We start from the raw sequence: 14,675 nt of genomic DNA, 5'->3' as shown, positions 1-14,675 counted from the left end.
TTGAGGGGAACTAAGATGAACCAATCCTTAATCCAATTACAGGGGATCGTAAAAAAATTCCCAGGTGTACTGGCAAATGACCATGTAGACCTTGATATTAAACCTGGAGAAATTCACGCCATATTGGGTGAGAATGGATCAGGTAAAAGCACTCTTATGTGCGTATTAGCCGGACTTTACAAGCCAGATGGTGGCAAAATCTTGGTAAACGGAGTTGAACAAAAATTCCGTTCCCCTCGAGATGCTATAGCCAGTGGTATTGGTATGGTCCATCAGCACTTTAAATTAGTGGAACCCTTCACAGTGGCAGAAAATATTACGTTAGGTGAACAGGGGAATTCTTTTTTTCTATCGAACAAAGATCTTAAAGCTAGGATTAATGAGCTTGGCAAACGGTATGGTCTGGAGATCAATCTGAATGCTAAAGTATGGCAGCTCTCCGTAGGAGAAAAACAGCGAGTAGAGATCGTCCGTATGCTCTATCGTGGGTCCAAAGTTTTGATCCTAGATGAACCAACGGCTGTGCTTACCCCCCAGGAAGCGGGTGAACTGTTTGGGAATTTGCGGAGAATGGCTGCTGCAGGATGTGCTGTGGTTCTGATTACTCATAAATTAAATGAAGTTGAGACGATCGCAGATCGAGTTACTGTGTTGCGACAGGGAAAGTTAGCAGGGGTACTGGAACATGGCCAGATCAACGCCAAAGAAATGGTTAGTTTAATGGTTGGCAGGGTTGTGGCATCGAAGTATGATAGAGACTCTTCTCCTGTGGGTGGGGTCGTACTGGAACTAGATAAAGTTAAGGCGTCCAATGATATGGGTCTTCCCAGTTTGCGTGAAATGACCCTTTGTGTACGGGAAGGCGAAATTCTTGGTTTAGCCGGTGTGTCTGGTAACGGACAACGGGAAATGGCGGAAGTCATTGCCGGTTTGCGCCATGTTGAGAGCGGGAAAGTCCTCTTAAACGACAGGAATATAAGCAATCTCTCCCCCCGCACAATCATTGACCTAGGGGTTGCTTATGTCCCTGAAGACCGCTTGGGTATAGGACTAGTGCCAGATCTAAATGCGCTAGAGAACCTTATTTTGAAAAACTATCATCAGCCGGAGTACTCTGGGCGCTGGTTGTTGAAATCCCAGGCAGTAGAACGTAATGCTGAAACTCTGGTAAAGCAGTATCAGGTCAAGATTTCCAGCTTACGTCAGCCCGTTAAGGTCTTGTCAGGCGGCAATTTACAAAAGCTTTTATTAGCCCGGGAGATTTCCAGTTCCCCGAAATTAATGGTAGTCATTTATCCGGCAAGGGGATTGGATATCGGAGCCACTGAGGCTGTCCATAAATTGTTGTTGGAATTAAAGTCGCATAAAACGGCGATCCTCTTGATTTCTGAGGACCTTGATGAAATATTTAAATTAGCCGACCGGGTTGGGGTGATATTCGATGGTCAGCTGACGGGGGACTTTCCTGTTGAACAAGCTGACTTGGAAGAAGTGGGGCTTTTAATGACAGGTTCCTGCTCAGCCAGAGAAAGGGTGAACGTCGATGAACCGGCTCATATTTAAATTGGAAAAGCGCTTAACCCCATCGCCGGCGATGGTTTTTATCATTCCTTTAATATCCGTGCTGTTGGCCCTGTTGTTAGGAGCAATTTTCTTAGTCCTTACCGGAGAAAAACCACTGACTATCTATGCGTTAATGTTTGAAGACAGCTTGGGCTCAAAATATGGATTAACAGAGACCATGGTGAAGGCTATTCCGTTGATGCTAACTTCTTTAGGAGTTTCCTTGGCTTTTAAGATGAAGCTGTGGAACATTGGTGCCGAAGGTCAACTATACATGGGCGCTATGGCAGCAAGTTGGTTGCCCCTTACCTTTCCTTACCTGCCGGTTTATCTTATGTTACCGGGAATGCTGATTTTAGGTATGATTGCAGGAGGATTGTGGGCGCTTTTGACGGCGATTCCGAGAGCCATTTGGAAGGTTAATGAAATTATTACGACATTAATGCTTAATTACGTAGCAATTCTTTGGGTGGACTTTTTGGTCTACGGTCCCTGGAGGGATCCCAAGGGATCAAATTTTCCCATAACTGCGCCTTTTGCAGAAGCTGCTAGGTTACCGGGTTTGGGCAATTCTCGTATTCATGCCGGTTTATTTTTTGCTTTAGCGTTGGCCGTGATCCTTGCCATTGTTTTCAAGTATTCCCGCTGGGGATACACTATTAACGTGATTGGTTCAAGTGAACGAGCTGCGCGATATGCGGGTATGAATATTAAACGCAACATTTTGTGGGTGATGTTTCTAAGCGGAGCAATTTCCGGGTTAGCTGGCATGGCTGAAGTAAGTGGCATTATTGGTAAGCTACAACATGGAATCAGCCCGGGATACGGCTATACGGCCATTATTATAGCTTGGCTTAGTAAACTGAATCCCTTGGCTATCCTGATAGTCTCTGTGTTGTTCGGAGCCTTGCAAGTGGGAGGATATGCTGTGCAAGTGGAGGGTGTTCCAGCCGCAGTAGCGACAATGCTACAGGGAGCGATTCTTTTCTTTGTCCTCGGAGGGGAAGTCCTCACTAATTACCGGATGAAACTGTTCGGCCAAAAAGGAGAGGAATAAGCAGTGAACATTCAAGAATTCTTGATCCCTTTATTGGCAGCCTCAGTGATCGCAGGTACGCCGATCCTCTATGCTGCCTTGGGCGAACTCATTACTGAACGAGCTGGAATCATCAATTTAGGTGTTGAGGGAATTATGCTTGTGGGTGCAGTGTCTGGGTTTATGGCTGCAGTCACGACGGGTAACCCTTGGCTTGGTTTGCTGGCGGCTATGCTGGCAGGTGGAGCAGTGGCTCTCATTCATGCTTTTTTAACGATTACCTTGAGGGCTAATCAAGTTGTAAGTGGCTTAGCTTTAACCATTTTTGGGACAGGACTTAGCGGTTACCTAGGAAAAGCCTATATTGGAATACCGGTTCAGAAACCATTTTCGGCAATACCCCTTGGTCCCTTAGCAGAGATACCGTTCATTGGTCCGATTTTATTTCAGCATGATGCTTTAGTGTATATCAGTTATGTACTGGTCGTTGTAGTATGGTATTTCATGTATCATACTAGGCCAGGTCTGAATCTCAGAGCATTAGGGGAAAATCCGGCTGCGATGGATGCCCTTGGCTTAAATGTCTTTTACTTAAGATATATTTATGTTGTGGCTGGTGGGGCCTTAGGTGGTATAGGGGGGGCGTACTTATCCTTAGCTTATGCTCCCAGTTGGTTAGAAAACATGACGGCTGGCCGAGGTTGGATTGCGGTAGCTTTGGTGATCTTCGCTCTGTGGAATCCTTGGAGAGCCATGATGGGTGCCTACTTATTCGGCGGGATTGATGCGCTTGGTTTCCGCCTTCAAGTTTTGGGTATTCAAATGTCCCCCTTCTTCTTACAAATGTTGCCCTATTTGTTCACAGTCATAATTCTAGTCTTTGTGGTTGCTCGCCATAAAGGACGCTTGACGTCTCCTGGAGCTTTGGGTTTAGCCTATGACCGCGAGGAGAGGTAACAACAGTTTATAATTTGTTAATAAATTGTTAAGACAATTTCAAGACTTATCGTTTAAAATGTTTTAGAAAGAATTGATAAAAATGAAGCGGTATAGCTCAGACGTGGGCTTTACCGCTTCATTTTTATTGATTGTTAAATCCCCCTATGACTATGCTCCATTGATAAACGTGTTCTCGTGTTTAAGTTTAATCTTTTGGTAATGGATTTTTATAATAATTATAGATACCTTGTAAGATGGCCGCTGATACGTTACTATGAAAGGTTGGGTTTTGTAACCTGGCCTCTTCATAAGGGTTCGAAATAAAGGCGGTTTCAATCAAGACAGCAGGCATCGTGGCGTGCTTCAATACATATAATGCGTTTTCTTTTACTCCTCGGTTATTGGTTTTAAGGGTATCGATTAAAGCACCTTGAATACTGCTTGCCAGTTGGAGACTTTCATTGGGTTTAGGGTTATCCTCTGAATAAAATGTTGAGGTTCCTTGGACTGTGGAATTGGAAAACCAATCGTTGTGGATGGAGATAAAAAGGTCAGCATTACTAGCTTTAGCTAACGTCATTCTAGCCTGCAGGTCTTCGAGTTCAGAATAGTTGGCAGCCGGTGAAATATCGGTGGTTCGTGTTAAGATCACGTTCGCACCAGCCTGTTTTAAGAGGTCATTTAAAACTAGGGCAATCGCTAAGTTGTTATTCTTTTCGTAAGTTTGGTTAGGTCCTTTTGCGCCTGGATCAGGCCCGCCATGACCAGGGTCTATATAGATAGTCTTCCCTGCCAGAGCATTGGAGGGGATTCCCAGAAATGGATCGACTAGAACTTCCTTAGAGGGATCATAGACACTAACTTCGTCCCCAGTTGGTGGTGGCTCAGGATTTAAAGTCGAAGGCAGAGGAGGGAAGTCCCTTAAGTTGCTTTGGTAGCTAGAAGAAGCTTTTCCTTCAATAATGTTCTGTGTGTTAAGGTTGATAATGCCTGTTCCTCCTAAAATATAGACAGTTCCATTAACACTGGGATCAAAGGTTGACGTGGCGCTGACCTTGCTTGTAGTGGGAAGTGTCACATAGTCGGCAGAGACCCAGCCTGTTTTTGATTGGTAGGTTGTTTTATACCATTGATCTTGATGATCAAGGAGCGGAATCGTCGTATCTTTAGGGATCGTGATAAGCATTTTTCCTGTGGGGGAGGGGGTTTCCCGGAGGTTTAAGCCTCCAGCTGCACTGACTTTTCCCGTTGATGTGATGGTTACATAGTCAGAGGAAATCCAACCCGTTTTAGATTGATAGGTTGTTTTGTACCATTTATCCTGTTTTTCTGTAAGGTCGACTGTTGTACCATCTGGAACCATGACGAGTACTTTTCCAGTGGCGGAGGGGGTCTCTCTTAGATTTAAGCCTCCAGAAGCTGCGATTTTACCCTGGAGAAGTCCTTCGTTATTGGGGCTGCTAGTGTCTTTAGTCGGGGGTGCAATTGGTTCGATTTTCATATGTTCACGCATGAGAGCGTAAACTGAGGGGGGAATGTCTGCTTGTTCAGTGAGGAATAGGGGGGCTTTAAATTTTGCCGCAAGCACTGTACCGGCGACTGCATCCGGAAAGGTGATGCCCGAAGCTAAGAAAAGGTCATTGGATTGATAGATGTCCTTCATAGAGGATATGACTTTAGCATTAGTGTCGTAGCGGTCAAGACCACCTAAGCGAGTTTCTATTGTAAAGTTATGTTTCGCTAATTCCTTGGAAGGAACGACAACTTCCCCCCCGATTACAATGATGTGTTTAGGCGCCGTTTCCTTTAAGTATTGAATGACTGAATCTGGAAGGGTGGTTGAGGTAAGAATAATAGGAATTTGTTGTATTCCTGCATAGGTAGCAGCAGATAAAGCATCGGGAAAGTCATCCCCGTTGGCAAGGATGAGCGAATCATGGGCAAGCTGCTTGGCAAGTAAAATGGAGGTTTCATAACGATCCAATCCACCTATCCGTTCCCATACAATTTGAGAGCTTTCCAGCTCCTTCTCTATAGAAGGTTTCAAGCAAGCTGTCCCTCCAAGAAGAATCACCTTCTGGGGGTGTAAGCGTTGCAATTCTTGGACAACACGAGGGTCAATGGAATCTCCTTTGGTTAGAAGAATTGGGGCATTTAAGTTGACCGCGAAGGGGGTTGAAGCAATAGAATCAGGGTAATCGGAGTATTCGCTCAAGATAACTGTTTGAGCTGATTGCCAGCCTTTTTGGGATATTTTAAGGGCGGTTTCGACTCTGTCTTGTCCAGCTAAACGCTCAGTTGGGTATGACAAAGGGCTTGCGTAGCTTATAAAAGGCGTGCACAGCACGAATGTAAGCGATGTTATAATCGAGAAAACTAACTTTTTCAGAAGTGTCACCCTTTCAATTATCAAGTTATGTCGATTATACCATAAAAACTATGATTATTTGATGAATCTTTGGATTTCATTTGTTAGAAGGTGACCTTGGTCCTATATAAAAATTGATCAATATTTGATGTATCTACTTGGGGGACGGCATATATGGTAAACTATGTTATGATGGTATTAAAATCAGTGATAGAAGGTGGTTGTTATGTTTAAAATTACGGAAGATTGTATCGAAAAGATAACTTTTACAGAGTACTTTAGCTCAGATGCCAAAAAAGGGACCGAGGAATTTGAGCAGCTTATTAATAAGTTTGAATCAGAACCACAGCATAAATTCCGCATGCGAGACCATGATCAAGAAGTCTATTATATTGGTTATTCTGATGATTGTACTCGCAAAAGTGGCTTCGATCCGCTCGACATGTATGGGGAGTATTATGGTTGCATTGATATTCAATATCTAAATGCGAACGGTGAGTATGAGAGATTGTAACTCAATTAAGAAGAAGCAGTTTATAATTTGTTTATAAATTGTTTAGAGATAATTAAAACAGTTAGGTTAGACTATTTGAAGCATACTATAACTAAAAAGATACAACTATGAATATGAGGGATTACAATGTATCCAATCGATCTAAATTATAAAATGCCTCCGGAATGGACCAAGCACACGCGTACCTTTATTTCATGGCCGATACAAGCATCAATGTGTTATCCAGAGAACTACGATGCAGTTTGCCAAGGTTATGCTGAAATTATATTGGCTATTGCCGAATTTGAGCCTGTCACGGTTGTAGTGAATCCTGGCGACTTAGAGAAACTCTCTCGTTTCTCTGATCATGAGCGGATTGAACTCCTAGCCATTGAACATAATGATGCATGGTTAAGGGATAATGGACCGACTTTTCTGATTCATGAATCAGAAGATCTGGCTGGGGTTAATTGGAAATTTAATGCCTGGGGCGAAAAATATGCGCCATGGGATTTGGACGACCAGGTAGCTCCGCAAATTTTGGATTATGTTGGATTGAAACGGTTTGATGCTCCCTTGGTTATGGAAGGGGGTTCCATCCATGTAGATGGAGAAGGTACGCTTTTGACCACTGAGCAGTGTCTCTTAAACCCTAATCGAAATCCGAAAATGACCAGAGGACAGATTGAAACTGAGTTAAAGAAATTCCTTAATATTCAGAAGGTAATCTGGCTAAAAGAGGGATTAGATGGGGACGAGACGGATGGGCATATTGATAATATCGCTTGTTTTGTGGCCCCAGGGAAGATTTTGGTGCAAGTTTGTAACGATCCAGAGGATAATAATTATGCAATTACCCAAGAAAATTTGAGAATTTTAGAAAGTGAAGTGGACGCATTGGGACGAACGTTTGAAATAATCCCAATCCAGCAACCACCTAAAATATGTGATTTAAAATCGGGAAGGCGATTGACCTTAAGCTATTTGAACTTTTACTTTGTTAATAACGGAATCATTCTGCCAGTTTTCTCCGGGAAAGCCGAAGAAACTGACCAATTAGCTGTTAAAGTGTTAGAAAAGTTATTTCCCGAACGACGGATTCGCACGGTTAATGGAATGGGAATCATCCGAGAGGGTGGAAATGTGCACTGTACTACTCAACAGATGCCATGGGGAAGAAGGAATTTAAGGTGAGAAACGTTAAAGTAGCGGCCACTCAAATGAGCTGTGTTGATAATCACGACCAAAATATTGAAAAAGCTGACAGCTTAGTAAGGGAAGCCGCCAAACAGGGTGCTCAAATTATCCTGTTACAGGAGCTGTTCGAAACCCCCTATTTCTGTCAAAAGGAAAAATCGGATTATTTTGCGTATGCAACTGAGCTCGAACAAAATAAAGCGGTTAAACATTTTAGAAATGTGGCAAACGAGCTCCAGGTGGTGTTGCCGATCAGCTTCTATGAGAAGAAAAACTATGCTCGCTATAATTCATTGGCGGTTATTGATGCCAATGGGGACGTGCTAGGGAAATATCGCAAGAGTCATATTCCAGATGGTCCAGGGTATGAAGAAAAGTTTTATTTTAACCCTGGAGATACAGGCTTTCAGGTCTGGAATACCCGCTATGGGAAGATCGGAGTAGGGGTCTGCTGGGATCAATGGTACCCAGAAGCTGCTCGATGTATGGCGTTAATGGGGGCGGAACTACTTTTTTATCCGACGGCGATTGGCTCGGAGCCTCAAGATGGATCTATCGATTCCAAGGACCATTGGCAAGCTTGTATGTTAGGGCATGCTGCTGCTAATCTGATTCCGCTGGTTGCCTCGAATCGGGTCGGGGTTGAAGAAGACGACGATTCTAAGATCACTTTCTACGGCTCGTCCTTTATTGCTGGTCCGCAAGGAAATAAGATAGTAGAGGCTGGTCGTGTGGAGGAAACGGTGCTAGTGGCTGAATTTGATCTTGATCAACTTGAAACTCAACGTCTGGAGTGGGGCATCTTTAGAGACCGCAGGCCCGAGTTGTACCGAATTATAACGTCATTTGATGGAGAGTTAATGATTAAGGGGATTCGTTAAAGTGGGCGTAATCGAGCTAAGCCCGAATCATCAGGCTTGTACAATGGAGATTTTTATGATCTCGATCCTCTAATTTTTAGCCCGGCAGAAGTATGGCTGAGTAATTTAAAGAGTGGTCACTCTTTTCATGCAGGAATCCTGCGTCCAGATATCCTGGGTGAGTCTTTTGGATTAAGAAAATAATGATGGCCATGGGCATTCTATATAGTCAATTCTTTGACTTCAATAGGTGGTGGGATTTTAGATAGTTTAGAATTTTTTCCTTTTCGCCGGCTTCAACATGAATAAGAGGTTGAGGGTTTTGGGCGATAACCCCGGCCCATTTGGTATAGATGGTTTGGGTATAAAGTTTGCGAGTGATTGGGTCAATATAATTAAGACAAATGATAACGAATTGTGGATTGATGTCAGCGTGCAAGAAGTCAGAACTCTTGATACTAAGAAGCAAACTTGTAGTAGTATCTCTAGGAATATCGTTGACTACGGTATAATCATCCACAAGAATAGGTTCTTGTTGCACGTTTTCATAAAAGACGATGGTTCTACTGGAAAAATTTGTTGCTGGATGAGTTCCTACATTGTTGAACTTAAATTCGAGACTAAGTTCATCTTTAAGATGAATGGAAGGAGATTCTTTAAATGTGAAGTAGGGGCGTGCTGCTTCACGCTGAGTTTGCCAGGTAGTGACTGAGATGAAAACTGAGACAAGCGATACAAAAGCAAAAATAGCTGTTGATATCGTAACGATGGTGCTTGACCAATTATGATTTTTCAGGTCCCAAGACATAACATCCCCCTAACTCAGACGTCTAGTTTTGACTATATATATTGTTTATTGGGCTAAAACATTCATAAGTAGTGCCGAGCGCAAGCATTCTCATTTTCTTAAGCTTAAGAAGGGGATTTTTTTGTGATGTCGAAATATATTGAAATCACGAAGAATTAGGACGGTGGAGATAGTGGGGTTAGGTGCAATCTTTATGACAAGTATGGTCATGGGTTTTTCAGGGGCTGTTATGCCAGGTCCTTTGCTCACGGTCACCATCAATGAAAGCCTTCGGCGAGGTGCTAAGGTTGGACCACAAATCGCTTCTGGTCATGCGCTTGTAGAACTAGCCTTGGTGGTAGCGATTTTTTATGGTTTAGGAACCTATATCGCTTGGCCTGTTGTAAAAGGAACGATCGGAATCGTTGGCGGGATGTTCCTATTTTGGATGGCATACGGAATTTTGAAAGAATCCTTTCATGCAGTAGCTCTTGATTTTTCGGGAGAGACAATGGCTAAGGGCCTTCGTCCTTGGGTTTCAGGAATTAGTGTGACTGCCTCAAATCCTTATTGGTTTCTGTGGTGGGCGACCGCTGGGGCAGGCTCGTTGATGCTGGCCGCGAATTATGGCGCTCTTGGAGCGGTATGCTTTTATTTGGGACATGTTTTATCAGATTATATCTGGTTCACGTTTGTGTCTTTTACAGTTGCAAGAGGGAAAAAACTTTTTACACCTTTGGTTTATCGCCTTGTTTTAGGCATATGTGGAGTTTTTTTAGTCGGTCTAGCGGGTTATTTTGTTTACTCAGGGGCGAGTTTCTTAATGTCTTTCAGAGCCTAAGTCTGTGGGAGTTTGAACGAGTTCACTTTGCCACAATATTAAAGACTTTACAAGAGGTCTTGTTATTTTTTACTCAAGCAGGGAAAAAAATAGAGGATATTGGGTTAATGTGTAGAAAATAACTATTCTATAACCTGAGAAAACATCTTATTTAGTACGCTATTATGACGATTTTAAAGTGTTCTCATTAGTTCATAAAAAGATAAGTTAATTAAAAACTAGATTCTATTAAGAATGGAGTGGAATTAAACGTTGGATACCAAACTAAATTCATCAAGGTCTGTCATAAAGTACGGGATACGGCTTAAATTACAGCTGGGTTTTTTAGTGGTACTTCTACTAACTTTGCTTGTTGGGGGCGTGGGTTATTACAGTATTTTTAAGATCAATCTTGAAGCGAAAGATTTAGGTGAGCATTGGTTAAAAGCAACCACTTCCTTGGCAAAAGTAGTTGAGAATACGGAAGATACTCGGCGCTTTCTTTTGGGAGGATTTTTGATGCGTTCAGACGCGAACGCTTTCCAAGATTATAAAGTTCAATTTGCAAGTTCGAAAGCGGCATGGGAGAAAAGCTTTGCTGAGTATAGTCAATATGTAACAACTACTGAGGGAAAGGCCAGAAATGAGGCCATGAGGACATCCTTTAATATGTACATGGAAGATGCCAATCAGGTTTGGATGTTAACTGAGGCTGGAAAGGATGTTGAGGCCAGGCCCATATTAACCCAAAAGAGCAAAGAAAGCTTTGACCAGCTACTTAAGGATATGGAAGAACAGATGAATTTTATGGCCAATGGAGGGGCAGAAGCTACCCATCATGCTCAAACTACTGAAAACACAGCTTTGAGGCTTCTTATCTTGTTTGTAATACTTGCTTTGATTGTTGGGGGAGTTTTAGCGATTATGCTGGCAAGGCATATTAGTCGCCCTCTTGCTTCAGTGACAAAGGTTTCCCAAGCTGTGGCAGATGGGGACTTGACCATTCAAATGCCGAAGATTAAAAATCAAGACGAAATCGGCGTTTTATCTCGAGCTGTCAGTATGATGGTAGATTCGCTTCGAGAAGTCATTGGGGAAGTATTAACACAGTCGGAAAGTGTAGCAGCCACCAGTCAAGAATTATCAGCTGCGGCAGAAGAAGCAACTGCAGCAAGTGAACAAGTTTCAGACTCTATAGCGCAACTTGCATCTGGGGCTACAGATCAGGCCATATCCGTGAGAGATACTGGCGCGGTCATTGAACAGCTGTCTGAGAGTGCACAACAGGTAGCGGTCAATGCAGAGGTTGTTAGTCAAAGCAGTGGAAAAGCAGCCAGAGCTGCTGAATTGGGGGCTCTTCAGGCAGATAATGCTGTTCAAAAAATCGAACAGATCCGTGATGTTTCCATGCAAACTGCAGAAACCGTTTTCAAATTAGGTGACCAATCCAAGCAGATCGGGCAAATTGTCGATGTTATCAAAGGGATTGCAGATCAAACGAATCTATTGGCGTTAAATGCAGCGATTGAGGCTGCACGGGCTGGTGAGCACGGTAGAGGCTTTGCTGTAGTTGCAGAAGAGGTACGGAAGTTGGCGGAACAATCGTCACTTTCGGCAACTCAGATCGCAAGTTTAATTGGGAATATTCAACAGGAAACGGAACGAGCTGTCGGATTAATGGAGAAAGGGCAGGAAGAAGTTGACGCGGGAGTAGCGGCCGTTAATTTGGCGGGAGTTTCCTTCCAAACTATTGTAGGTGAGGTTGATACCGTCGTTGATCAGATTAGGCTGGTAACAGCTGCAGCCCAACAGATGGCCAGTGGGACGAATCAAACCGTGAAAGCGATGGAGAGCATTGGGGTCATTGCAGAGCAAAGTTCCGCAAGTACCCAAGAGATTTCCGCTACATCTGAGGAACAAGCTGCCGCCATGATTTCGGTGAGTCAATCTGCAGAAGCCTTGGCTAAGCTCGGGGAAACCCTTATGAACGCAGTTGCCAAATTTAAAGTTTAGATTAGGGTCAACAATATCTGAAAAATTCTGGTTGGACATATCAACAGTATGGTTATTAAAAGTGACGCCCCGGAGCTTCAGCTATGGGACGTTTTTTTATACTAGTCAGAAAGTATAACTTCGTTGTATACTTTCTGGAAGCATAAGGGCAACTAAGGCGGCCGCCTACGCCAAGGCTTGGCGCCAGCCAAGTTTTCTTTATTGAAAATTATCCCAATTTGACCGAATTTCAACCTACAATGTTAATAGCTAACAGGCTAGACAAGATTTACGCGAATTCGACATTTAGAGTGTGCGATAATAGAAATTAATAGAGAGTGGTGAGAGGTTATGGTGTAATATCAACTTGACAGGAGAATTAAATGAATATTCCGGTAATCGCCTTACTCTTACAAGGAATACCTGAAGGAACTGCAATTACGACTCTAGCTTTTGTAATTTCTAGAATTCCCCTAAAACTTAATAAGATTCTATTGATCGGGACCGCTTTATCCGTTTGCACATATGTCGTAAGACTGTTTCCTATCCCTTTTGGGATTCATACTATTTTGATAATCATTATCTTATTTATAGTTCTAACTATGTTTACTAAAGGGGATGTCGGTCTATGCTTTATGGCAAGTTTATTGAGTTGCTTGGCTCTTGTAATAGTTGAGACTACTTGCATATTATTGTTAATGCCTGTTTTTAGTATAACACTGAAAACTTTGGCTACTTACAATGCTAATAGAATTGTATTAGGAGAAATTCATGTACTTCTTTTATTTATTTCGGCTTTTCTAGTTAATAAAATGATACTTAAAATTAATTACTTGAACTTGTAACTAGAGGGGGAGGATCTTTGCTTAAGATTCGTAGATTTATGGGACAAGGCTCCTATTTTATCCATTTCAGGTATAGGGCTAAGTCCTATTATGTTAACGTTTAGTGGGAGAGGTTGTGTGATTTATAAAAATTCCATTTATTGCTTTACTTTTACAAGGCATACCTGAACAAATTGCAGTTGTAACTTTAGCTTTTGTAATTGCCAAGATACCTCTTAAATGGAAAAAGATTATTATGATTGGAATCGTTTTAGCATTTATTTCGTATGTAGTAAGACTGTTTACTATCTCTTTTGGGATCCATACTATTTTGTTAATCATTTTATTATTTATAGCTTTAACTTGGCTAGGCAAAGGGGATTTTAGTTTATCTCTGATTGCAAGTTTATTGAGTTTCTTAGCTTTAGTAATCATTGAATTTGTTTGTCTATCATTGTTAATGCCTGTTTTTGGAGTAATCCCTGAAACCTTATTCGCTGACCCAATTAAAAGGATTATAATTGGAGAACCTATTATTCTGCTTTTGTTTATCTCTGCCTTTTTAATAAATAAATTTATACAAAATAGAGGTAGATGAAATGAATTTTTCTGAAACTATCAGTAATAAACTTACTGAAGTAATAACCAATGAACTAAATTATAGCGAAGATAAAAAGGAAATTATTGCTTATGCCATTGAAACTGTACTATTATTCATCTTAGGCTCATTTTTTCTGATACTTTTAGGCTATTATTTTAATGCATTAATGCCAATTGTTATTGCTGCCATTTTCGGTGGCTTATTACGAAGGGTATCAGGAGGAGCACATTTTAATACCCCTTTTAAATGTTTGTCCTTTGGTTCTGTAGTTTATTGTTCTATTGGAATTTTTGCAAAAAAACTTGTTGATTATGACTTATTTAATAAGAATGTTCTTTTTTTTGTTTTGTTTATTTCTCTTTTACTAGTAGTTTTCCTAGCTCCTGTAGACAGCGAAGCAAAACCAATCCATTCTAGTAGCCTAAAATTTAAACTCAAGATTTTATCATTGGTTTTCGTAATTTTTTCATTCGTGTTGATTAGTATTGTAGATAATAAATTTATCAGTGTTAGTGTAGTTTTAGGTGTGGTTTACCAAAGCCTAACCTTACTACCTATTTTTAATAGAAGAGGAGGTGAGTATAGACTATGAAAAAGTATTTCTTTGCTACAATTGCGTCACTACTTATGCTCTTAGGTAGTGCAACCTCTGTTTTTGCGTGTGGATTTTGGTTATATCAACCCAAAACACCGAAAGCCTTGCAAAGATAATCGGAGGTTACCAGTCGAGTAAATCTTTTTAGTACCAAACAATATAAAAGCTGGGTAGGATACCCCAGCTTTTATATTGTTTCAATAAACTGCCATGTCATAAGCTTTTTTGTTATTTTTCTATTTCGGACAGTTGGAGGATAATTTGATGGGTCTTAATATTAGAGATATCTTAAAAAAGCAATCAATTATTCAATTAACATTATTAAAAGTTATATTTAGTATCCTTGCTTTTCTTATTATATTTATTCTTTTCTATGGACAGAATTTTTGGGAAAAACAAGCCATAAAATTTAATTATGATCTATTATTAAGTATTTCAAGTGTACAAATGAGAGTACAATCTCAAATCTCCACTATAGAAGAATTAAAAAAAGATAAAAACTTATCGAAGAATGACAGAATATTAAAGGTAGATGGTATTATACAATCAATTATTAATAGAAATATAAATAATGATTATATAATAGGTCACTAGCCTTGC

The 14,675-nt window shown here is 41.2% G+C and carries 15 protein-coding genes; 12 read left to right on the top strand and 3 right to left on the bottom strand.

Translation table 11 applies throughout. The features are described from left to right. Window positions 1-15 precede the first annotated feature (15 nt). Genes UF75_RS02405 through UF75_RS02395 form a run of 3 tightly spaced genes read left to right on the top strand, consistent with a single transcriptional unit; the run spans window position 16 to window position 3,556 of the window. Window positions 16-1,563 (top strand): ABC transporter ATP-binding protein, encoded by a 1,548-nt coding sequence (locus UF75_RS02405; RefSeq protein WP_045573005.1) that lies wholly within the window; start codon window positions 16-18, stop codon window positions 1,561-1,563. Continuing rightward, entirely contained in the window at window positions 1,544-2,620 is a 1,077-nt protein-coding gene (locus UF75_RS02400) for an ABC transporter permease (RefSeq protein WP_045573004.1), read from the top strand. The genes UF75_RS02405 and UF75_RS02400 overlap by 20 nt, the downstream gene beginning before the upstream one ends. A gap of 3 nt (window positions 2,621-2,623) precedes the next feature. Beyond that, complete coding sequence (locus tag UF75_RS02395) at window positions 2,624-3,556, top strand: ABC transporter permease (protein WP_045573003.1); 933 nt, start codon at window positions 2,624-2,626, stop codon at window positions 3,554-3,556. A 187-nt stretch (window positions 3,557-3,743) separates the two neighbouring features. On the opposite strand, the gene UF75_RS02390 is transcribed toward UF75_RS02395, so the two are convergent. Beyond that, on the bottom strand, window positions 3,744-5,927 hold the full coding sequence (locus UF75_RS02390; RefSeq protein WP_045573069.1) for an N-acetylmuramoyl-L-alanine amidase: 2,184 nt from the start codon (window positions 5,925-5,927) through the stop codon (window positions 3,744-3,746). Between the two features lie 205 nt (window positions 5,928-6,132). On the opposite strand from UF75_RS02390, the gene UF75_RS02385 reads away from it, so the two are divergent. The 4 genes from UF75_RS02385 (at window position 6,133) to UF75_RS27950 (ending at window position 8,660) form a co-directional block, all read left to right on the top strand. Beyond that, window positions 6,133-6,420: a hypothetical protein gene (locus UF75_RS02385; RefSeq protein ID WP_045573002.1), complete on the top strand. Its 288-nt coding sequence runs from the start codon at window positions 6,133-6,135 to the stop codon at window positions 6,418-6,420. A 126-nt stretch (window positions 6,421-6,546) separates the two neighbouring features. Further along, the gene (locus UF75_RS02380) at window positions 6,547-7,593 is read left to right on the top strand and encodes an agmatine deiminase family protein (protein WP_045573001.1); all 1,047 of its coding nucleotides are present in this window, start codon (window positions 6,547-6,549) and stop codon (window positions 7,591-7,593) included. Continuing rightward, a complete protein-coding gene (aguB, locus tag UF75_RS02375; protein WP_045573000.1) occupies window positions 7,590-8,477 on the top strand; it encodes an N-carbamoylputrescine amidase in 888 nt (295 codons plus the stop codon). The genes UF75_RS02380 and aguB overlap by 4 nt, the downstream gene beginning before the upstream one ends. A gap of 36 nt (window positions 8,478-8,513) precedes the next feature. Beyond that, window positions 8,514-8,660: a methenyltetrahydromethanopterin cyclohydrolase gene (locus tag UF75_RS27950; RefSeq protein WP_156146182.1), complete on the top strand. Its 147-nt coding sequence runs from the start codon at window positions 8,514-8,516 to the stop codon at window positions 8,658-8,660. Between the two features lie 25 nt (window positions 8,661-8,685). On the opposite strand, the gene UF75_RS02370 is transcribed toward UF75_RS27950, so the two are convergent. Further along, window positions 8,686-9,264 (bottom strand): hypothetical protein, encoded by a 579-nt coding sequence (locus UF75_RS02370; RefSeq protein ID WP_045572999.1) that lies wholly within the window; start codon window positions 9,262-9,264, stop codon window positions 8,686-8,688. Between the two features lie 139 nt (window positions 9,265-9,403). Between UF75_RS02370 and UF75_RS02365 the strand changes: the two genes are divergently transcribed. Both UF75_RS02365 and UF75_RS02360 read left to right on the top strand, forming a co-directional pair. Then, window positions 9,404-10,084, top strand: a complete 681-nt coding sequence (locus tag UF75_RS02365; protein WP_242860080.1) for a LysE family transporter — start codon at window positions 9,404-9,406, stop codon at window positions 10,082-10,084. A 252-nt stretch (window positions 10,085-10,336) separates the two neighbouring features. Continuing rightward, the gene (locus UF75_RS02360) at window positions 10,337-12,076 is read left to right on the top strand and encodes a methyl-accepting chemotaxis protein (RefSeq protein WP_045572997.1); all 1,740 of its coding nucleotides are present in this window, start codon (window positions 10,337-10,339) and stop codon (window positions 12,074-12,076) included. A gap of 917 nt (window positions 12,077-12,993) precedes the next feature. Here the strand turns inward: UF75_RS02360 and UF75_RS29590 are convergent. Then, window positions 12,994-13,314, bottom strand: a complete 321-nt coding sequence (locus UF75_RS29590) for a hypothetical protein (RefSeq protein ID WP_156146180.1) — start codon at window positions 13,312-13,314, stop codon at window positions 12,994-12,996. Between the two features lie 164 nt (window positions 13,315-13,478). Here UF75_RS29590 and UF75_RS02345 point away from each other — a divergent pair, with 164 nt between their 5' ends. From UF75_RS02345 to UF75_RS02340, 3 genes are all read left to right on the top strand, one after another. Next, window positions 13,479-14,072 (top strand): accessory gene regulator B family protein, encoded by a 594-nt coding sequence (locus UF75_RS02345; protein WP_045572994.1) that lies wholly within the window; start codon window positions 13,479-13,481, stop codon window positions 14,070-14,072. Beyond that, window positions 14,069-14,191, top strand: coding sequence for a cyclic lactone autoinducer peptide (locus UF75_RS26755; RefSeq protein WP_082074976.1), 123 nt, complete (start codon window positions 14,069-14,071; stop codon window positions 14,189-14,191). Before UF75_RS02345 ends, UF75_RS26755 begins: the two co-directional genes overlap by 4 nt. Before the next feature lie 148 nt (window positions 14,192-14,339). Next, entirely contained in the window at window positions 14,340-14,669 is a 330-nt protein-coding gene (locus UF75_RS02340; protein ID WP_045572993.1) for a hypothetical protein, read from the top strand. The last annotated feature ends 6 nt before the right edge of the window (window positions 14,670-14,675 follow it).

Origin of the sequence: Desulfosporosinus sp. I2 (assembly GCF_000960765.1) — a bacterium.
Classification (GTDB): domain Bacteria; phylum Bacillota; class Desulfitobacteriia; order Desulfitobacteriales; family Desulfitobacteriaceae; genus Desulfosporosinus.
The sequence above is the reverse complement of the archived record's forward strand: the minus strand, read 5'-3'. Positions and strand labels throughout refer to the sequence as shown.